Annotated in this window: 15 protein-coding genes and 1 pseudogene; 14 read left to right on the top strand and 2 right to left on the bottom strand. The window is 64.0% G+C overall.

The window, feature by feature from the left end:
* Positions 1-70: 70 nt before the first annotated feature.
* The 7 genes from E1956_RS34155 to E1956_RS34185 all read left to right on the top strand — a co-directional run bounded on the left by E1956_RS34155 (position 71) and on the right by E1956_RS34185 (position 8,898).
* On the top strand, positions 71-916 hold the full coding sequence (locus E1956_RS34155; protein ID WP_028222732.1) for a transketolase: 846 nt from the start codon (positions 71-73) through the stop codon (positions 914-916).
* Positions 913-1,911, top strand: coding sequence for a transketolase family protein (locus E1956_RS34160; protein ID WP_134757512.1), 999 nt, complete (start codon positions 913-915; stop codon positions 1,909-1,911). The genes E1956_RS34155 and E1956_RS34160 overlap by 4 nt, the downstream gene beginning before the upstream one ends.
* Positions 1,912-1,976: 65 nt before the next feature.
* Positions 1,977-2,741, top strand: coding sequence for an SDR family NAD(P)-dependent oxidoreductase (locus tag E1956_RS34165; RefSeq protein ID WP_134757515.1), 765 nt, complete (start codon positions 1,977-1,979; stop codon positions 2,739-2,741).
* Between the two features lie 170 nt (positions 2,742-2,911).
* On the top strand, positions 2,912-3,955 hold the full coding sequence (locus tag E1956_RS34170) for a TRAP transporter substrate-binding protein (protein ID WP_028222735.1): 1,044 nt from the start codon (positions 2,912-2,914) through the stop codon (positions 3,953-3,955).
* A 5-nt stretch (positions 3,956-3,960) separates the two neighbouring features.
* The gene (locus tag E1956_RS34175; RefSeq protein WP_134757968.1) at positions 3,961-5,820 is read left to right on the top strand and encodes a TRAP transporter large permease; all 1,860 of its coding nucleotides are present in this window, start codon (positions 3,961-3,963) and stop codon (positions 5,818-5,820) included.
* An 87-nt stretch (positions 5,821-5,907) separates the two neighbouring features.
* Complete coding sequence (gene tkt / locus E1956_RS34180) at positions 5,908-7,896, top strand: transketolase (RefSeq protein WP_134757517.1); 1,989 nt, start codon at positions 5,908-5,910, stop codon at positions 7,894-7,896.
* Positions 7,897-7,941: 45 nt separating this feature from the next.
* On the top strand, positions 7,942-8,898 hold the full coding sequence (locus E1956_RS34185) for a D-2-hydroxyacid dehydrogenase (RefSeq protein ID WP_134757519.1): 957 nt from the start codon (positions 7,942-7,944) through the stop codon (positions 8,896-8,898).
* A gap of 74 nt (positions 8,899-8,972) precedes the next feature.
* Here E1956_RS34185 and E1956_RS34190 read toward each other — a convergent pair whose 3' ends face one another.
* Positions 8,973-10,358, bottom strand: a complete 1,386-nt coding sequence (locus E1956_RS34190; RefSeq protein WP_134757521.1) for a DHA2 family efflux MFS transporter permease subunit — start codon at positions 10,356-10,358, stop codon at positions 8,973-8,975.
* Positions 10,359-10,519: 161 nt separating this feature from the next.
* Here E1956_RS34190 and E1956_RS34195 point away from each other — a divergent pair, with 161 nt between their 5' ends.
* From E1956_RS34195 to E1956_RS34215, 5 genes and pseudogenes are all read left to right on the top strand, one after another.
* Positions 10,520-11,380, top strand: coding sequence for a LysR family transcriptional regulator (locus tag E1956_RS34195; protein WP_028222740.1), 861 nt, complete (start codon positions 10,520-10,522; stop codon positions 11,378-11,380).
* Positions 11,381-11,891: 511 nt separating this feature from the next.
* Positions 11,892-12,206, top strand: a complete 315-nt coding sequence (gene tnpA / locus E1956_RS34200) for an IS66-like element accessory protein TnpA (protein ID WP_232072174.1) — start codon at positions 11,892-11,894, stop codon at positions 12,204-12,206.
* Positions 12,203-12,547, top strand: coding sequence for an IS66 family insertion sequence element accessory protein TnpB (tnpB, locus tag E1956_RS34205; protein ID WP_134757525.1), 345 nt, complete (start codon positions 12,203-12,205; stop codon positions 12,545-12,547). Before tnpA ends, tnpB begins: the two co-directional genes overlap by 4 nt.
* A gap of 30 nt (positions 12,548-12,577) precedes the next feature.
* Positions 12,578-14,168: pseudogene (tnpC, locus tag E1956_RS34210) on the top strand (IS66 family transposase).
* Positions 14,169-14,821: 653 nt separating this feature from the next.
* Positions 14,822-15,766: an IS110 family RNA-guided transposase gene (locus E1956_RS34215; RefSeq protein ID WP_197732942.1), complete on the top strand. Its 945-nt coding sequence runs from the start codon at positions 14,822-14,824 to the stop codon at positions 15,764-15,766.
* 290 nt (positions 15,767-16,056) lie between these two features.
* On the opposite strand, the gene E1956_RS34220 is transcribed toward E1956_RS34215, so the two are convergent.
* Positions 16,057-17,358 carry an L-fuconate dehydratase gene (locus E1956_RS34220; RefSeq protein ID WP_134757527.1) on the bottom strand — a complete coding sequence of 434 codons (1,302 nt, stop codon included), beginning with the start codon at positions 17,356-17,358 and terminating at the stop codon, positions 16,057-16,059.
* Positions 17,359-17,421: 63 nt separating this feature from the next.
* Between E1956_RS34220 and E1956_RS34225 the strand changes: the two genes are divergently transcribed.
* Both E1956_RS34225 and E1956_RS34230 read left to right on the top strand, forming a co-directional pair.
* Positions 17,422-18,183, top strand: a complete 762-nt coding sequence (locus tag E1956_RS34225) for a GntR family transcriptional regulator (RefSeq protein ID WP_134757529.1) — start codon at positions 17,422-17,424, stop codon at positions 18,181-18,183.
* A gap of 60 nt (positions 18,184-18,243) precedes the next feature.
* On the top strand, positions 18,244-19,755 hold the full coding sequence (locus tag E1956_RS34230; protein ID WP_134757531.1) for a sugar ABC transporter ATP-binding protein: 1,512 nt from the start codon (positions 18,244-18,246) through the stop codon (positions 19,753-19,755).
* Positions 19,756-19,795: the final 40 nt, after the last annotated feature.

A 19,795-nucleotide genomic window follows, 5' to 3' on the forward strand; every position in this document is an offset into this window, starting at 1 on the left:
GATTCATCCCGCCACGACATTCCGGCGCCCGGCGCATCCACGGGCCGGGCGCCGCAAGAAGGAGACAAGCGTGAATACGAGCGAAGCAGGGCGCACCGCCCAACTCGCGCAACACGCCTGGCGCATCCGCCGCAATGCGGTGCTGATGGGCGAGGTACAGGGGCAGGGCTATATCGGCCAGGCGCTCGACATTGCCGACGTACTGGCCGTCGCCTACTTCGGCGCGATGCGCTACCGCCCCGAAGACCCCGAGTGGGAAGGGCGCGACCGCTTCCTGCTGTCCAACGGCCACTACGCCATCGCGCTCTACGCCGCGCTGTTCGAAGCCGGCATCCTGCCCGCCGACGAGCTCGAGACCTATGGCAGCGACGACAGCCGCCTGCCGATGTCGGGCATGGCGAGCTATACGCCGGGCATGGAGATGTCGGGCGGCTCGCTCGGCCAGGGCCTCACCATCGCCGTGGGGCGGTGCCTGGGCCTCAAGCGCAAGGGCTCGGACGCCTTCGTCTACACGCTCTTTTCCGATGGCGAGCTCGACGAAGGCGCGGTGTGGGAAGGCCTCATGTCCGCCGCGCACTGGAAGCTCGACAACCTGATCGCCATGGTCGACGTGAACAACCAGCAGGCCGATGGCCCCTCCACGCAGATCATGGCGTTCGAGCCGCTCGTCGAGAAGCTCGAAGCGTTCGGCTGGTACACGCAGCGCGTGAACGGCAACGACATCGAGGCCGTGAAGCAGGCCTTCGACAATGCGCGCGAGCACAAGGGCGCGCAGCCCCGCATCATCGTCTGCGATACGAAGATGGGCTGCGGCGTGCCGTTCCTCGAAGCGCGCGAGAAAAACCATTTCATCCGCGTCGATGCGCACGAGTGGCAGCTCGCGCTCGAAGCACTCGATGCCGGGAGGCCCGCATGAGCACCGTCCTCAAGAAACCGCGCCTGAAGACCTCCGCGATGATCGCCTCGATCGCGGGCGAAGGCCAGGCTACACGGTCCGCGCCGTTCGGCCATGCGCTGGCCGAGCTGGCGCGCAAGAAGAGCCAGATCGTCGGCATGACCGCCGATCTCGGCAAGTACACCGACCTGCATATCTTCGCGAAGGAATTTCCCGAGCGCTACTACCAGATGGGCATGGCCGAGCAGCTGCTGATGGGCGCGGCGTCCGGCTTCGCGCATGAAGGCGCGCAGCCGTTCGTCACGACCTATGCGGTGTTCGCGACGCGCCGCGCGTACGACTTCATTCACCAGACGATCGCCGAGGACAACCTCGACGTGAAGATCGTCGCCGCGCTGCCGGGGCTCACGACCGGCTACGGCCCGAGCCACCAGGCGGCGGAGGACCTCGCGCTGATGCGCGCGATGCCGAACATGACCGTGATCGATCCGTGCGACGCGCTCGATATCGAGCAGATGGTGCCGGCGATCTCGGCGCACAAGGGCCCGGTCTATGCGCGCCTGCTGCGCGGCAACGTGCCTGCCGTGCTCGATGAGTACGACTACCGCTTCGAGCTCGGCAAGGCCAAGCTGCTGCGCGACGGCAACGAAGTACTCCTGATCTCTTCCGGGATCATGACGATGCGCTCGCTCGAGGTGGCCAAGGCGCTGGCGGCCGACAACATCGGCGTGGGCGTGCTGCACGTGCCCACCATCAAGCCGCTCGACACGGCCACGATCCTGCGCGAAGCGAAGCGCACGGGCCGCATGGTGATCGTCGCGGAGAACCATACGGTGATCGGCGGCCTCGGCGAAGCCGTGGCGCGCACGCTGCTGGGCGCAGGCGTCACGCCGCCGTTCCGCCAGATCGCGCTGCCCGATGCGTTCCTCGACGCGGGCGCGCTGCCCACGCTGCACGACCGCTACGGCATCTCGACCGACACCATGTGCGACACCATCAAGGGCTGGCTCGGCTGAGGCCACCCGACGACAACCCCACGACAACCCCAGTCAAATCCATAATCAGGAAGGAGAGCAGCATCATGTCTGAATCACGTCTTCTCGACGGCAAGGTCGCCGTGATTTCCGGCGCCGCCTCGCCGCGAGGCATCGGCATGGCCACTGCGCGCATGTTCGCGAAGCACGGCGCCAGGATCGCCATTCTCGATCTCGACCTCTCGGCGGCGCGCGACGCGGCCGCGTCGATCGGCCCCGAGCATCGCGGCTATGTCTGCGACGTCACGAGCCGCGAGGCTTGCGAGGCCGCCGCGCAACAGGTCGTGGCCGACTTCGGCGCCATCGACGTGCTCATCAACAACGCGGGCATCACGCAGGCGGCCAGGCTGCTCGATATCGATGCCGCAAGCTGGGACCGCGTTCTCGACGTGAACCTGCGTGGCGTGCTCAATCTCTCGCAGGCCGTCGTGCCGCAAATGAAGAAGCAGCAGAGCGGGGCGATCGCCTGCATGTCGTCGGTCTCGGCGCAGCGCGGCGGCGGCATTCTCGGCGGCCCGCATTATTCGGCCGCGAAAGCGGGCGTGCTGGGCCTCGCCAAGGCCATGGCGCGCGAGCTCGGCAACGACGGCATCCGCGTGAACTGCGTGACGCCGGGCCTGATCCAGACCGATATCAATGCGGGCAAGATCAGCGACGACAAGCGCGGCGAGATTCTTGCGGGCATTCCGCTGAACCGGCTCGGCGTGCCCGACGACGTTGCCGGCGCGTTTCTGTTTTTGTCGGCGCCGATCTCGTCTTACATTACCGGCGCCGTAATCGACGTCAACGGCGGGATGCTGATTCACGGTTGATCCACGACTGATTCAGCGCAGGTGCACAAGGGCGCGCGGCGGAGTCCGGCCCGCCGCGCGCATCACCGCACTCGAAGCGGTAGCCGGACACAGGCCAACGCGCCCCAGAGCGTGCTGTACGGGAAAACAACTAACGCGATACCTGCGTATCCATATTGGAGGAGCACATCATGAGCAAAAGCTCGACCTTCGGCCGGGGCATCGACCGGCGGACCTTTCTGAAAGTGGGTGCGAGTGTCGCCGCTGCGGCGCCGCTCTGGGGTCTGCCGATTCGCCGTGCGTCGGCTGCCGACTTCTCGTACAAGCTCGCAACGGGGCAGGACCCCAAGCACCCGGTCAATGTCCGCGCGCAGCAGGCCTGCGACAAGATTCGTGCCGCCACGGGCGGCAAGCTCGACATCAAGGTCTTTCCCGCGAACCAGCTGGGCTCCGACACGGACCTGCTCTCGCAGGTGCGAAGCGGCGGCGTGGAGTTCTTCAACCAGGCTTCATCGGTGCTCGCGACGCTCGCGCCCGCGGCCGGCATCGTCAACACAGGCTTCGCGTTCCCCGACTACGACACGGTCTGGAAGGCGATGGACGGCGACCTGGGCGCCTACGTGCGCGCCCAGATCGAGAAGACCGGCATCGTCACCGTCTCGCGCGTCTGGGACAACGGTTTCCGGCAGATCAGCTCCTCCACGCGCGTGATCAAGCAGCCCGGCGACCTCAAGGGCTTCAAGATCCGCGTGCCGCAGGCGCCCATGCTCACGTCGCTGTTCACGGCGCTCGGCGCCGGCCCCTCGCCGATCAATTTCAACGAGCTCTATTCGGCGCTGCAAACGGGCGTGGTGGAAGGGCAGGAGAATCCGCTGCCCATCATCGCGACCACCCGGCTCTACGAAGTGCAGAAGTCGATCAGCCTCACCTCGCACGTGTGGGACGGCTACTGGATCCTCGGCAACCGCCGCGCATGGGAGCGGCTGCCCGCCGACATGCGCGCCATCGTGACGCGCGAATTCGAAGCGGCGGGCCTGCTCCAGCGCGCCGACATTGCGAAGCTCAATGGCTCGTTGCGCAACGACCTGAAGGCGAAGGGCATCAATATCGTCGAGGTGGATCGCCAGCCGTTTCGCGACGCATTGCGCAAGACGAGCTTCTACAGCGACTGGAAAGGCAAGTATGGCGAGCAGGGCTGGAATCTGCTCGAAAAGTACTCCGGAAAACTGGTATGAACACCATGCACACCGTCACTTTCCCTCAGCCTTCGCCGCGCCGTGCCGTTGTCTTCATCGACAACCTGCTCGCGCGCTGCGTGGAAATTCCCGCCGCGCTGCTGGTGCTTGCCGAAATCGTCGTGCTGCTGGCCGGCGTCACGAGCCGCTACGTGCTGCACACGCCGCTCGTCTGGTCCGATGAACTGGCCTCGATGCTGTTCGTGTGGCTCGCGATGCTCGGCGCCGTGATCGCGTTGCGGCGCGGCGAGCACATGCGCATGACCGCGCTCGTGGGCAAGACCTCGCCCCAGGTGCGCGCGTTTCTCGATGTCGTGGCGATTGCCGCGCCGCTCGCGTTCCTGCTGCTGATCGTCGGGCCCGCCGTGGACTTCGCCCAGGACCAGGGCATCATCACGACGCCCGCGCTCGGCATCTCGGACACGTGGCGCGCCGCGGCGCTGCCGGTCGGCAGCGCGCTGATGCTCGCCGTCGCCTGCCTGCGCCTCATTCGCACTGCCAACTGGCAGTTGGTGATTGGGGCGCTCGCGTTCGTCTGCGCCATCGCGGGCGCTTTCGTCGCGGCGGGTCCGCTGCTGCAGAATCTCGGCAACGCGAATCTGCTGATCTTCTTCGTCGGGCTCGTCGCGCTGTGCGTGCTCTCGGGTGTGCCGATCGCCTTTTCGTTCGGCCTCGCGACGTTCGGCTATCTCGCGCTCACCACGAGCACGCCGCTCAGCGTGGTCGTCGGGCGCATGGACGAAGGCATGTCGCACCTGATCCTGCTCTCGGTGCCGCTCTTCGTGTTCCTCGGCCAGCTGATCGAGATGACCGGCATGGCGAACGCGATGATCTCGTTCCTCGCGAGCCTGCTCGGCCACGTGCGCGGCGGCCTCTCGTATGTGCTCGTGGGGGCGATGTATCTGGTGTCGGGCATCTCGGGCTCGAAGGCCGCCGACATGGCCGCCATCGCGCCCGTGCTGTTCCCCGAGATGAAGGCGCGCGGCGCGAAGCCCGGCGACCTCGTCGCGCTGCTCGCGGCCACCGGCGCGCAGACGGAGACCATTCCGCCGAGCCTCGTGCTGATCACGCTCGGCTCGGTCACGGGCGTGTCGATCTCGGCGCTGTTCACGGGTGGCATGCTGCCCGGCATCGTGCTCGCGATCACGCTGTGCGCCGTGGTCTGGTGGCGCTATCGCGGCGACGATCTCTCGGAAGTGCGCCGCGCGACGCGCCGCGAGATCTTGCGCAAGCTCGTTGTCGCACTGCCGGCGCTCGCACTGCCGTTCGTGATTCGCTTCGCGGTCGTGGAAGGCGTCGCGACAGCGACCGAAGTGTCGACCATCGGCATCGTCTATGCGGTGCTCACGGGCCTGCTTATTTACCGCCGTTTCGAGTGGGCGCGCATCAAGCCCATGCTGGTCGACACGGCCTCGCTGTCGGGCGCGATCCTGCTGATCATCGGCGCGGCGACCGGCATGGCGTGGGCGCTCACGCAGTCGGGCTTCTCGGGCCAGCTCGCGCAGTCGATGGCGGCGCTGCCCGGCGGCGGCGCAACCTTCATGGCCGCCTCGATCTGCGTGTTCGTGGTGCTCGGCAGCGTGCTCGAAGGCATCCCGGCGATCGTGCTGTTCGGCCCGCTGATGTTCCCGATCGCGCACGAGATGGGCATCAACGAAGTCCACTATGCGATGGTCGTGATCCTCTCGATGGGCGTGGGCCTGTTCGCGCCGCCGTTCGGCGTGGGCTACTACTCGGCCTGCGCGGTGAGCCGCATCCATCCCGACGAAGGCATGAAGCCGATCGTCGGCTATATGGTCGCGCTAGTGGTGGGCTTGATCATCGTGGCCGTCGTGCCCTGGATCTCCACGGGCTTCCTGCACTGACGCCCTGGCGCCGCGTCCTTGCACGGACGCGGCGCTTCAATTTGAACGATAGCCGCCGCCTGAAGGGCGCCGCGGCAAGGAGAAGTCATGTCCGCACTCACGCCGTTGCACGCCACGCGGCCGCTCGCCAATGCGATCCGCTTTCTTGCGATCGATGCCATCGTGCGCGCCGGCGAGGGCCATCAGGGCGTCCCGCTTGGCATGGCGGAGATCGCCACCGCGCTCTTCACGCAGCATCTGAAGTTCAATCCCGCCGACCCGCAATGGCCCGACCGCGACCGCTTCGTGCTCTCGAACGGCCACGGCTCGATGCTGCTCTACGCGCTGCTGCATCTGAGCGGGTATGCGCAGTTCGGCATCGACCAGATCAAGTCCTTCCGGGCGATGGGCTCGCGCTGCGAGGGCCACCCCGAATTCGACCCCGCGGCGGGCATCGAAGTGACGACCGGCCCGCTCGGCCAGGGGATCGCGAACGCGTTCGGCATGGCCGTGGCGGAGGCGTATCTGAACGCGAAATTTGGCGACGGCATCGTGAACCACTACACGTATGCGTTCGTGGGCGACGGCTGTCTGCAGGAGGGTGTGGGCCAGGAGATGATTTCGCTGGCGGGCCATTTGCAGCTCGGCAAGCTGATCCTCTGCTGGGACGACAACCGCATCACCGACGACGGCAGCACGACGCTCTCGATCAGCGAAGACGTGAGCGCGCGGTTTCGCGTCGCCGGCTGGCATGTGATCGAAGTCGACGGACACGATCTCGACGCGGTGTCGGTGGCGCTCGCCGAAGCGAGGCGCGATCCGCGCCCTTCTATGCTCGCGTGCCGCACCGAGATTGCGCGCGGCATTGCGCGCCTGCAAGGACAGCGCGGCGGCCACAGCGGCAAGCTGTTCGAAGCCGATGCCGATGCGGCGCGCACGGAGCTGGGCTGGCCGCACGCGCCGTTCGAGATCCCGCACGAGGTGCTCGAAGCCTGGCGCGCCTCGGGACGGCGCAGCGAAGGCGAGTATCTTGCGTGGCGCGAGCGCCTGGCCGCATTGCCCGATGATGCGCGCGCCGAATTCGAGCGCATCCAGGCGGGCCGCTTGCCCGAGGGCTGGCAACGCGTGCTCGAAGACTACAAGCGGCAAAGCATCGAACGCGGCGAGGGCGAGCCGGGCATCATGATTTCCGCCGAGATCAACGACCGGCTCGCGCAATTGCCCGAGCGCATGGTCGCCTGCGCCGACCTCGAAGCGCCAACGAGCCACAAGCGCAGCCTGCGCGCGTTCACCGCTGAAGATCGCAGCGGCGCCTATGTGCATTGCGGCGTGCGCGAGCACCTGATGGGCGCGATGGCGAACGGCATGGCCGCGCACGGCGGGGTGATCCCGCTTGCGGTCACCTACCTCGCATTTTCGGACTACGAACGGCCTGCGATGCGCATGGCCGCGCTCATGGGGCTGCCCGTGAAGTTCGTGTTCAGCCACGATTCGATCGGCGTGGGCAGGAACGGGCCGACGCATCAGCCCGTCGAGATACTCGCCTCGCTGCGCGCGATGCCGAACATGCGGGTGTTCCGGCCCGCCGATGCCGTGGAGGCCGCCGAATGCTGGGCGCTCGCCTACGAGCACCGCAGCGGCCCGAGCACGATGGTGTTCGCGCGGCAGAACCTGCCGCTCGTGCGCACGAGCTATAGCGCGGAGAATCGCTGCGCGCGCGGCGGCTACGTGCTTGCGCAGGCCGAAGGCGGCAAGCGCCTCGTCACGCTGCTGGCAACGGGCTCGGAGGTCGCGCTGGCGGTTGCGGCGCGCGAGCGCTTGCAGCGCGAAGGGATTCCCACGGCCGTTGTCTCGCTGCCGTGCTGGGAGCTGTTCGACGAACAGGACTCTGCATATCGCCAGGAGGTGCTCGGCACGGACACGGTGCGCGTGGGCGTGGAGGCCGCCGTGCGCTTTGGCTGGGACCGCTACCTGGGCGACCGCGGCGGTTTCGTGGGCATGGCGGGGTTCGGCGCATCGGGCCCGGCCGAAGTGCTGTACGAACACTTCGGCATCACGCCCGAGCATATCGTCGCTGAAGCCACGCGCCGCCTTTAAGCCATTTCAATTTGAATACGCTCAACCCCTTCAACAGGAATCAGCATGGAGAAGATCGTCTTTCTCGACCGCGCGACGCTCGCGCCGCAAATCCGGCTTTCGCGCCCGCTCTTCGAACATGAATTCATCGAGTACGACCATACTTCGGCCGACCAGGTCGCCGCGCGCCTTGCCGGCGCTTCCATCGCGATCACCAACAAGGTGCCGCTCACGGCGGAGGTGCTCGCACAGCTGCCTGCGCTGAAGTTCGTCGCCGTGGCGGCGACCGGCACCGACTGCATCGACAAGGCAGCCTGCGAGCGCCATGGGATTCGCGTGTCGAATATCCGGGGCTACGCGGTCAACACGGTGCCGGAGCATACCTTCGCCTTGATGCTGGCGCTGCGGCGCAATCTGATTGCCTACCGCGACGACGTGCTCAACGGTGAATGGCAGAAGTCCGGCCAGTTCTGTTTTTTCAATCACCCGATCCACGATCTGGGCGGCATGACGCTGGGCATCATTGGCGAAGGCGTGCTGGGGCAGCGCGTGGCCGAGATCGCGAAGGCCTTCGGCATGCGTGTGCTGTTTGCGGCGCACAAGGGCCGCGAAGGGCTCGGGCCGCTCTATACGCCGTGGGAGGAGATGCTGGCGACGAGCGACGTGATCACGATACACAGCCCGCTGACGCCGCAAACTCGCGGCATGCTCTCGACGACCGAGTTTCGCGCGATGAAGCGCAAGCCGCTGATCATCAATACGGCACGGGGTGGGCTCGTCGACGAGGACGCGCTCGTGCGCGCGCTCGACGAAGGGCTCATTAGCGGCATCGGGTTCGACGTGCTGTCGAGCGAGCCGCCCGACGACGACAATCCGTTGATGAAGATTGCGAAGCGGCCGAACGTGATCGTGACGCCGCACGTGGCATGGGCTTCCGACGAGGCGCAGCAAAGCCTCGCCGATCAGTTGATGGACAACATTCACCGCTTCGTCTGCGCGGAGCCCGTAAACCTCGTGGTGTGAGTGGCGGCAGCGGTAGTGGGATTGGCGGGCGGCGGGGCGCTTTGGTGCGCCTCGCCCGCCTGCGCCCTTCGGGGCTAGACGGAAGAGACCGCGCCTTGTCGCACAGTGGGCGCCTCGTCGATGCGGCGGAAAATCAGCGCGGACGCGAGCGTGATGAGGCCCACGCAAACGAAGCTCATCCGGAACCCGAGGGTGGCGGATCCCCAATGAAGCGCGAATACGCTGACCAGCGCGCCGCCGATCGACACGCCCAGGCCCATCGCCAGCATCTGCACCATCGAAAAGAGACTGTTGCCGCTGCCAGCGTCCTCGTGCGAGAGGCCTTTGAGCGTGACGCTGTTCATGGCCGCGAACTGCATCGAGTTGGCCGCGCCGAAGATGGCCAGCACCGCGATCTCGACGACGACGGGCGTGCCGCGCGAGATCAGTGCGAACGCAACGATCGAGCCGCCCACGATCAACGTGTTTACGAGCAGGAACGTGTCGTAGCCGTAGCGACGGATCAACGGCGCGATCCAGCGCTTGGCGAGCGCGCCGGCGAGCGCCGCGGGCATCATCATCAGGCCCGAGCGCAGCGGCGAATAGCCGAGCTCGAGTTGCAGCAGCAGCGGCACGAGAAACGGCACCGCGCTCGAACCGACTCGGCAAACGAGATTGCCGATCAACCCCACGCTGAAATTGGGCTCGTTGAACAGCGCCAGCCTGAAGAGCGGATCGGGGCGGCGGCGCGCATACGGAACATAGAGGAGTGCGGCGCAGAGCCCGAGCACGAACAGCGCGCTCGCCCATGCGGCGCGGTGCGACTGCGCCGGCACGTCGACCGCGAGCGAAAACGCGATCATGGACAAGGACACCAGCGCGCAACCCGGCAGGTCGAAGCGTGGCGCAGCGGCGCTCGCGTCGCCGGGCAGATAGCGGTGGACGGCAAACATCCCCGCGAGTCCGATTGGCACATTGATGAGGAAGATCCAGTGCCAGGAGACCGCTTCGACGAACCAGCCCCCGAGCGTCGGGCCGACGATCGGCCCGGCTTGCCCAGCGACTGAGATCATGGCGAGCGCGGCGACGTACTGCTCCGCGCTCACGGCACGCAGCACGGCGAGGCGGCCGATCGGCATCAGCATCGAGCCGCCGATGCCCTGAAGCACCCGCGCGACGATCAGTTGGCCGAGCGTGTGTGCGCCTGCGCAGCACAGCGAGCCCAGCACGAAGATGAGGATCGCGATGAAGTAGACGCGGCGCGTGCCAAAGCGGTCCGCGAGCCAGCCGGACGCGGGCGTCAGCGTGGCCATCGTCAGCGTATAGGCGACGATGACCGGCTGCATGACGAGGGGCTTGACCCCGAGGCTGTGGGCCATGGACGGCAGCGCGGTGTTGACGATCGTCGTATCCAGCGCCTGCATGAAGAAGCCGGCTGCGGCGATCCACAGCAGCGCGGTGTGACTCGAATTCTGTTTCATCGTGGATTAGTGCGTCCCGCGCCCTTGCGGCGCAACCTGCACCGAAGAACGCCGATACTGCCCGACACGGTTACCATGACGCCATGATATCGATACCATTCCTGATCGGGAATCACACTGCCGGCGTTGACTGTTATCGGCATTGCCGATAACAATGCATCATGCTCAATCCAGTCTGGCTCAAAAGCTTCGCGACGGTCGCGGCCTGCCACAGTTTCACTGAGGCGGCGCGCCAGCTCGGCCTCACGCAATCGAGCGTGAGCGAGCATATCCGGCGCCTCGAACAGGAGGTCGGCCGGCGGCTGTTCGTACGCGATACGCATTCGCTTGCGATTACGCCTGACGGCGAGGCCATGCTCGCGCATGCGGGGGCGATTTTGCAGGCCATTAACCGTGCCGAGTCGCAGTTCCGCGCGCCGCGGCTTAAGGGGCGCGTGAGGCTCGGGTCGTCCGATGACGTTGCGCTTGGCCCGTTGCCGGGTGTGCTTACGGCGTTCCGCGATGCGCATCCCGATGTGGAGCTTGAAATTACGATCGGGATGACCGGGCATCTCTATGAACTGCTGGATGAGGGTGCCATCGATTTGATGATTGGCAAGCGGAGGCTTGGTGACAGGCGCGGTGTGGCGCTTTTCACGGGGCGGCTGGAGTGGCTTGCGCGCACGGGCACCATGGTCGATCTTGAGCAGCCGCTGCCGTTGATACTCGTGGCCGAGCCGAGTGTTACGCGCTCGGTTGTGGTTGATGCGCTTGCGCAGACGGACTTTCGATGGCAGATCGTTTGCACGAGTAGCAGCCATGCCGGCTGTGTGGCGGCGGCGCGTGGCGGGTTGGGGATTACGGTGCGGCCGCAGTATCTTGCCGCGCGTGGGCTGGCGACGCCGGTTAATGTTGCGAGTCTGCCTTTGTTGCCTGATGTCGAGTTTATTGTGCTGGCGGCGAAAAGGCTTAGCAGGCCTGCGCAGACGCTGCTGCAATTGCTCCATGAGAGTGATCTGCGTGGGGCGTGGATTGGGGAGTAGATTTTTTTTCCATTCACATGGAGTGGTGGGGTTTTGTTGGCCTTAACTTGTATTCGCGGCGGGCCGCAGGCGTTGCCCCTGTGCGGGGCGGCACCTACTTTTCTTTGCCGCGGCAAAGAAAAGTAGGCAAAAGAAAGCCGCTCAAACCGCCAGTGTGACGCAGTTCACCACTGCCCTGTATATCGGAGCGGCTCCGGGGCGTCTGTCACCACGCGGCGTATATCGGAGTGACTAAGGGCTCATCCATCCGGCGGCGCGGCGCGCGCCGTGGGGCATATCCAAAACCAGTGGGATGTACACGCATTTGTTGCGCTCAAATATATTCGCTCGGCAACTCGCCCACATAGTAAGCGGCTCGCGATGGCCGTCGTAGACGCCCGCAAGGATCGGCATCAAAGTGATGTCCATCATTTTCGAAGTGGTGGACATCATTTTGTCAGAGCCAACACAGAGGCCCGGCAGCCGTAAAGGTCGCCCAAACCATAATCCGGAATTCCGACGTCGCCTGGCGATGGCAGCTTGCGAACCAGGGGTGTCAATCGCCAGATTGGCCCGTGAGAACGGCTTGAACGCGAACCTCGTGTTCACGTGGCGGCGCCGGTATCTGGCGGAACAGCAAGCCGAGGCGGTGCAACTCGTTCCGGTGGCAATCGTGAACGAGGCGTCATCGGTCAATGAACCTCCTGCGCTGCCAGAGCCTGAGACCGTGAGGCCGGCTGTGCCCACTGGTTCAATCGAGGTTCGGATCGGTCGGGCGGTGGTTAAGGTCGACGGTATTGTCGACGCTGAGACGCTTCGAACGGTGTTGAGGAGTCTGCGCTCGTGATTTCTCTGCCAACGGGTACGCGTATCTGGCTTGTCGCGGGCGTCACTGACATGCGCTGCGGCTTCCAGGGCCTGGCTGCCAAGGTGCAAACGGCGCTTGAGGAGAACCCCCTTGGCGGTAACGTCTTCATCTTCCGAGGGCGCCGCGGCGATCTTGTGAAGGTGCTTTGGGCTACTGAGGACGGGCTCTGGCTTCTCGCGAAACGGTTGGAGCGAGGGCGTTTCATCTGGCCGCAGGCCGACGGCGGCAAGATCCATCTGACGAGCGCGCAGTTGTCGATGTTGCTCGAGGGCATCGACTGGCGACAACCACGACGCACCGCCGCACTCTCGATGTTGTAAACCTCGAGGAAGGCTCGTAAACTGCGACGCATGTCCGATCAAGCGCCGCTTCCCGATACTGTCGCCGAGCTCCGTGCCATGGTGCTCGCGCAACAGGCATCGCTGCTTGAGCACCAGGCATCGATTGCGAAGATGGCGGAGGAACTCGCCGCGCGAGATGACGAGATCGAGCGCCTGAAGGCGCAGATCGACAAGCTCAGGCGGATGCACTTCGGGCGCAAGTCCGAACAACTCGCCAAGCAGATCGACAAGCTCGAGGCGCAGCTGGAGGACCTGACGGGCGGCCGTGGTGCTGCCGAGGCGCGTAACCAGCGAGACAGGACACCGAATGCGCCGGCCAGCAAATCGCCTTCGCGAGAACCGCTCCCGCCGCACCTGCCGCGCGAGGAGATCGTACTCGAGCCTGATCCGCTCTGCCCGGTGCGCGACGACCATGCAGCCGCTGGGCGAGGACGTATCCGAACAGCTCGCGCGCGTAGCCGCCGCATTCAAGGTGATCCGCACGATCCGGCGCAAATTGCTTTGCCCCGGCTGCGGCCATATCGAACAACTGCCGATGCCGGGCCTGCCGATCGAGCGCAGCATCGCGCATCCGAGCCTGCTGGCCGATATCGCGGTATCGAAGTTCGCGGATCACCAACCTCTGTATCGCCAGTCGGAGATCGCGGCCCGCGACGGGGTGACGCTCGATCGCGCCAGCATGGGCCGTTGGATCGGCCAGATCGTCGAGCTCTGCATGGTGCTGGTCGAGGCGATCCAGCGCTACGTGCTGGCTGCCGGCAAGCTTCATGGCGACGACACGACGGTTCCCGTCCTCACACCGGGCAACCAGAAGACGACAACCGGCCGATTCTGGGTCTATGTGCGCGACGATCGACGCTCGGGCTCGACGGAGCCTGCGGCAGTCTGGTTCACGTACTCGTCGGACCGCAAGGGTGTTCATCCGCAAACGCACCTCGCCAACTTCAAGGGAATCCTGCAGGCGGATGCCTACGCCGGCTTCGATCAGCTGTACGCAAGCGGCGACGTCTTCGAAGCGGCATGCTGGGATCACGCGAGGAGGTACATATACGACGTTCACGAGCGTACGCCGACTCCGGATACCCAGAAACTGCTCGAGATGATCGGCGAGCTCTACAGCATCGAAGCCGACATTCGCGGCAAACCTCCCGATGAGCGGTTGCGTGTGCGGCAGGAGAAGAGCAAGCCTCTGCTCAACGCGTTCGAATCGACGCTCAGGGCCAAGCTTGCGACGCTGTCGAAGAAGTCTACGCTCACGGGCGCGATCAACTACTCGCTGAACCACTGGGCGGCGCTCACGTTCTACTGCGAGGACGGACGCGCCGAGATCAGCAATGTGCTTGCAGAAAATGCCCTGCGTTGTGTAGCGTTGGGCAGAAAAAACTATTTGTTCGTTGGCTCCGACAGCGGCGGTGAGCGTGCGGCGGCGATGTACAGTCTCATCGGTACGTGCAAACTCAACGAAATCAACCCACGTGCTTACCTCGAATACGTGCTCACTCATATTGCGGACCACAAGGTCAACCGCATCGACGAACTGCTTCCCTGGAACGTGGCCGACAAACTGAAGCCGGCCGCTCCGCCCACGCCCGCCGTTTGACCGGGTAGATCCAGATAGATCGTGTCCACGATCATGGAAACGATCTATCTGGATCTACCCGGACCTCTCCACGCTCTCACATCATGCCCCACGCGCGCGCGAATCGGGGACCGGCCCTGCCGAGCCGCTTACCCCACATATTCGCCACCTAGCACACCTGTGCATTCACCAGTTAGCATCCCAGCGCATTCACCGGTTAGCACCCGAGTGCATTTATGCGTTAGCACCCCAGTGCATTTACCGGTCAGAGCCGCCGCGCATTTATCGGGCGGCACCCCTAACGCATTCGCTGGCCCGCGCGCCCGGTTTCCCTTGCATACCCTTCCGCCCGCGCGTAGCGCGTGGCGGGAAGGATGAGCCCTTTGTCACTAACGTGAAGTGTGCGAGGTGACGGATGCCCCGGAGCCGCTCCGTTAAGAAGGGCAGTGGTGGACGGCGTCACACTAGCGGTGTGAGCCGCTTTCTTTTGCCTACTTGTATATTCCCTTCTGTGACGTCGACCTGATCAGTTGCCGTCACAGGGACAGTCAGCTCGTCTGCCTACCGTGCCTCGAGCACGCAGAAAAGCTTGAGCGACTGTCCTTTTCATCCTCCTAGCCCGAACAGTTGACTGAGCCCCGAGCTCGTATTTTTCTGCAAGTATGGGTACCGTGATGAACCACTCTCATTCCGTTTATATCGGCATCGACGTCAGCGGCACCGCGCTCGATGTTGCCATTCATGACACCACCGAACATTTTCGTGTCGACAATGAGCCCCGCGCCATTGAACAGCTGGTGCAACGCCTGATCGCGTTGAACCCCACGCTGATCGTCCTGGAAGCCACCGGCAAGCTTGAACTCGCCCTGCTCAGGGCCCTGTGCGAAGCCGGCCTGCCCGCTGTCGCGGTCAATCCCCGGCAGGTTCGCGACTTCGCCCGCGCAACCGGCACGCGCGCTAAAACCGATCGCATCGATGCCTTCGCCATCGCTCATTTCGCCGCGGTCCTCAAGCCCGACGTGCGCCCGCTCAACGATCTGCAGACGGAGCAGTTACAGGCCCTGCTGCTGCGCCGCGCCCAGCTCATCGAGATGCTTGTGGCCGAGAAAGCTCGTCTTGAACGCGCCCATGCTGCTGCGCGGGACAGTCTGAACGAGCACATCAAATGGCTCAAGCTGCAGATCAAGATCGCCGACAATGACATCGATTCATTCCTGCGCTCCTCGCCCGCGTGGCGCCAGAAGGAAGACCTGCTACGCTCTGTGCCCGGCATCGGTCCCGGCGCCGCCGCGACGCTGATCGCCTTCATGCCCCAGCTCGGGTCCCTGAACCGCCGCGAGATCGCTGCGCTCACCGGCGTCGCCCCCTTCAATAGCGACAGCGGCAAGCACATCGGCAAGCGCCGTATCCAGGGCGGGCGCGCTGTCGTGCGGCGCGCCCTCTATATGGCCTGCGTGCCCGCGCTGCGTTTTAACCCTACCATCCGGGCGTTCTATGACCGGCTACGCAAGGCTGGCAAACCGTTCAAGGTAGCTATCACGGCCTGCATCCGCAAGCTCGTCGTCACGCTTAATGCAATGGTTCGTAACGCCACGCACTGGAGTCCGCCGCTCAACTGAGTTTCATCACGCATTGCCCCGTTGGCGGGCAGTCCGGGCGCGATCATCAATCGTGCGGTATGCGCTCGCCTATGCATTGCTGATAGACGTGTCGGCAATCCAGCCTCTGCCAGCCAGCAACCGCTTGACTCCCAATACGGTTGCTTTTCTTTGCGGCTGCAAAGAAAAGTAGGTGCCGCCCCGCACAGGGGCAACGCCTGCGGCCCGCCGCGAAACCAAGTTAAGGCCAACGCCTGCGGCCCGCCGCGAAACCAAGTTAAGGCCAACGCCCGCAGGGCCACCAAAAAAAATCAAATCGACAGCCAGGCCTGTCCTTCAGGAAAAACATACTTCTGAAGCGACTCAGCCTTCATCTCAATACTATACCCGGGCTGCAAGGGCGGCATATACCGCCCATTCTGAATCACGACAGGCTCCACAAAATGCTCATGCAAGTGATCGACATACTCAAGCACCCGGTTCTCGAGCGACGCCGAAACACAAAGGTAATCAAACAGCGAAATATGCTGCACATACTCACACAACCCAACGCCACCCGCATGCGGACAAACCGGCACCCCAAACTTCGCCGCCATCAGCAGCACGACAATTACTTCATTAAGTCCACCTAATCGACAGGCGTCCACCTGACAAAAGTCAATCGCCTGCGCCTGCAACAACTGCTTGAACATCACGCGATTATGACAATGCTCGCCGGTCGCAACGCCAATCGTTCCCAAACGCTGCCGAATCGCCGCATGCCCGAGAATATCGTCGGGGCTTGTGGGCTCCTCGATCCACCACGGATCAAACTCCGCAAGCCGCCGCATGTTTGCAATCGCCTCATCAACATCCCAAACCTGGTTGGCGTCCATCATCAGCTTCAGGTTCTCGCCAATTTCTTCGCGCAGAATGCGCGCCCGCCGCACGTCTTCTTCGATATTGGCGCCGACTTTCTGCTTGAAATGCGTCCAGCCCAGCGCGACGCCTTCGCGCGCAAGGCGCCGAATTTTGTCGTCGTCGTAGCCCAGCCAGCCCGCCGAGGTCGTATAGGCGGGATAGCCATGCGCAAGCATTTCCTTTTCGCGCTCGCCCTTGGTCTTCGCGTGGCGGTGCAGCATGGCCAACGCTTCATAAGGCGTAAGTGCATCCGTCACATAACGGAAGTCCAGACAGCGCACGAGCTCTTCGGGAGTCATATCCGCGAGCAGCTTCCACACCGGCTTGCCAACCGACTTCGCCCACAGGTCCCACACCGCGTTCACGACCGCAGCAGTCGCCAGATGAATCGCGCCCTTGTCCGGGCCGATCCAGCGCAACTGGCTGTCCGATGTAAATGCGCGCCAGAACGCACCCATATTCGCGGTGATGTCTTCGAGACGTTTGCCAACGATGAGCGGCGACAGCGCGTTCACGGCCGTGACGCAAATCTCATTGCCGCGCCCGATTGTGAACGTGAGGCCGTGGCCCGTGTGTTTGTCTGGAGAATCGGTTTCGAGCGTGACGTAAGCGGCGGAGTAGTCCGGCGCAGCGTTCATTGCGTCGGAGCCATCGAGTGAGCGCGATGTGGGAAAGCGGATATCGCGAACGGTGAGGCTTGTGATGGTGGTCATCTGAACTCCCTGCGGGGAACCAGGCGTTAGCACGCGTTGACAACACTAGATTCGCTACCTAGCATGCTAGCATGTCTTCTGGAAATCAAGCGCGCCGTGAGCTCTTCATACGATGCAGCGAATGCCGTCGGCAATCCTTATGTCGCACTGCAAAAGATCAAGGACGGCGAACGCGGCAGCCTGACCGACGCGGTTGAGCAGGCGTTGAGAGAAGCCATCGTGACGCTCGCGCTGGAACCGGGAATGATGATCGACAAGATGGCGGTTTGCGACCGGATGGGCGTATCGCGCTTCCCGGTTTCCGCCGCGCTGGCGAGGCTCGCGCATGCGGGTCTCGTCGAAGTGTTGCCGCAGCGCGGCACGCGCGTCAAACCGATCGCGCTCGACGATATTCGCCAGCATTTGTTTATCCGCAGCGCACTCGAAGTCGAAACGGTGCGCAGTGTCGCGCGGATGCAGGACACGGCCACGATCGATGCACTGGCCAGCAATCTCGAAGCGCAGCGCAAGGTGGCCGGGAATGGGCAGCGTCTCGAGTTTCATGTGCTCGATCTGGCCTTTCACGAAATCATGCTCGACGCGGTGAACCTGCCGCGCGTGAAAGAGATCGTCGCGGTATCGCGTAACGCGCTCGATCGCGCCAGGCAATTGCTGGCGAGTCCCGAGCGGCTCGTGCACACGCTCGACGAGCACGAACGGATCTTCGACGCCGTTCGCGCCGGCAACGCCGATGCGGCGGCACAGGCAATGCACGACCATCTCGACCAGGTGGTCGCGGAGTTGCAGCGGTCCGCGAAAGAACGGCCTGATCTTTTCGCGCCTTAGGCTCACGTCAGGCAATGCCAGTGGTTCAACCACGTTCGTGCTGCTTTACAAGAAATGCCCATGACTCCGCTCATTTCCGTCAACAAGCTCAGCAAAAGCTTTCCCGGTGTGAGAGCGCTCCACGAAGTGCAATTCGAACTCGCGGCGGGCGAGGTGCATGCGCTGATGGGAGAAAACGGCGCGGGCAAGTCGACGCTGATGAAGATTCTCGCCGGCGTGTACAGCCGCGATTCCGGCGATATTCTCTATGACGGCCAGCCCGTTGCGTTCGCGAGCCCGCGCGAGGCCCAGGCCGCGGGCATCGGCATCATTCATCAGGAACTCCAGCTGATGAATCATTTGACGGTCGCGCAGAACATGTTCATCGGCCGCGAGCCGCGCGGGCGTCTGCGCCTGTTTCTCGACGAAGACAAGCTCAATGGACAGGCGCGCGAGATTCTCGAGCGCATGCACGTTCATCTCGACCCGCGCACCGTGGTCGGCACGCTCACGGTCGCGAGCCAGCAGATGGTGGAGATCGCCAAGGCCTTGTCGTTCGATTCGCGCGTGCTGATCATGGACGAGCCAACCTCCGCGCTCAACGACGCAGAAATTGCCGAGCTCTTTCGCATCATTCGCCAGTTGAAGGCGCGCGGTGTCGGGATCATCTACATCTCGCACAAGATGGATGAGCTCAAGCAGATCTCCGATCGCGTGACCGTGTTGCGCGACGGCGAATATGTGGCCACGGTCCCCACCGCCGATACGAGCGTGCAAGCCATCATCGGCATGATGGTCGGCAGAACGCTTGCCGACATCGCGCCCTGGCAGGGGCCGGCCCACAAGGGCGAAGTCGCGCTCGAAGTGAAGCATTTGAACGCCGGTCCGCTCGTCAGGGACGTGAGCTTCACGCTGCACAAAGGCGAGATACTGGGCTTTGCCGGACTAATGGGCGCCGGCCGCACCGAGGTCGCGCGCGCCGTGTTCGGTGCGGACCCGATCGAATCGGGCGAGATCTTCGTGAAAGGCATGAAGGCGCCCATAAGAAAGCCGAGCGACGCCGTCGCGCGCAGCATCGGCTATCTCTCCGAGGACCGCAAGCGCTTTGGACTGGCGACTGGCATGGACGTCGAGTCGAATATCGTGATGTCCAACCTCGGCAAATTCCTTTCGCTGCGACTTTTTTTGCGTCGCATGCAGATACGCAAGACGGCGTCGCATTTCATCAATCTGCTCGCCATTCGCACGCCTTCCGCCACGCAACCGGTCCGGCTGCTATCCGGCGGCAACCAGCAGAAGATCGTCATTGCGAAGTGGCTCGAGCGCGATTGCGACGTGCTCTTTTTCGACGAGCCCACGCGCGGCATCGATGTTGGCGCCAAGAGCGAGATCTACAAGCTATTGCGCGCGCTCGCCGAGCAGGGCAAGGCGATCGTGATGATTTCATCGGAGCTGCCGGAGATTCTGCGCATGAGCGACCGGATCGTCGTGATGTGCGAAGGCCGCATCACCGGCGAACTCTCCGCTAGCGAGGCGACGCAGGAGCGCATCATGCATCTCGCGACGCAGCGTGAAGCCCTGCAAGCAGCATGAAAACGGCAAGAAAGTGGCATGAGCCTCGAGAGGTTGAATC

The organism is Paraburkholderia pallida (assembly GCF_004524855.1).
Classification (GTDB): Bacteria; Pseudomonadota; Gammaproteobacteria; order Burkholderiales; family Burkholderiaceae; genus Paraburkholderia; species Paraburkholderia oxyphila.

What these genes read in the sequence shown, in the direction of transcription:
- E1956_RS34160 (WP_134757512.1), top strand. Translation starts at nt 913, where the DNA reads ATGAGCACCGTCCTCAAGAAACCGCGCCTGAAGACCTCCGCGATGATC.
- E1956_RS34165 (WP_134757515.1), top strand. Translation starts at nt 1,977, where the DNA reads ATGTCTGAATCACGTCTTCTCGACGGCAAGGTCGCCGTGATTTCCGGC.
- E1956_RS34170 (WP_028222735.1), top strand. Translation starts at nt 2,912, where the DNA reads ATGAGCAAAAGCTCGACCTTCGGCCGGGGCATCGACCGGCGGACCTTT.
- E1956_RS34175 (WP_134757968.1), top strand. Translation starts at nt 3,961, where the DNA reads ATGCACACCGTCACTTTCCCTCAGCCTTCGCCGCGCCGTGCCGTTGTC.
- tkt (WP_134757517.1), top strand. Translation starts at nt 5,908, where the DNA reads ATGTCCGCACTCACGCCGTTGCACGCCACGCGGCCGCTCGCCAATGCG.
- E1956_RS34185 (WP_134757519.1), top strand. Translation starts at nt 7,942, where the DNA reads ATGGAGAAGATCGTCTTTCTCGACCGCGCGACGCTCGCGCCGCAAATC.
- E1956_RS34190 (WP_134757521.1), bottom strand. Translation starts at nt 10,358, where the DNA reads ATGAAACAGAATTCGAGTCACACCGCGCTGCTGTGGATCGCCGCAGCC.
- E1956_RS34195 (WP_028222740.1), top strand. Translation starts at nt 10,520, where the DNA reads ATGCTCAATCCAGTCTGGCTCAAAAGCTTCGCGACGGTCGCGGCCTGC.
- tnpA (WP_232072174.1), top strand. Translation starts at nt 11,892, where the DNA reads ATGGCAGCTTGCGAACCAGGGGTGTCAATCGCCAGATTGGCCCGTGAG.
- E1956_RS34215 (WP_197732942.1), top strand. Translation starts at nt 14,822, where the DNA reads ATGAACCACTCTCATTCCGTTTATATCGGCATCGACGTCAGCGGCACC.
- E1956_RS34220 (WP_134757527.1), bottom strand. Translation starts at nt 17,358, where the DNA reads ATGACCACCATCACAAGCCTCACCGTTCGCGATATCCGCTTTCCCACA.
- E1956_RS34225 (WP_134757529.1), top strand. Translation starts at nt 17,422, where the DNA reads ATGCTAGCATGTCTTCTGGAAATCAAGCGCGCCGTGAGCTCTTCATAC.
- E1956_RS34230 (WP_134757531.1), top strand. Translation starts at nt 18,244, where the DNA reads ATGACTCCGCTCATTTCCGTCAACAAGCTCAGCAAAAGCTTTCCCGGT.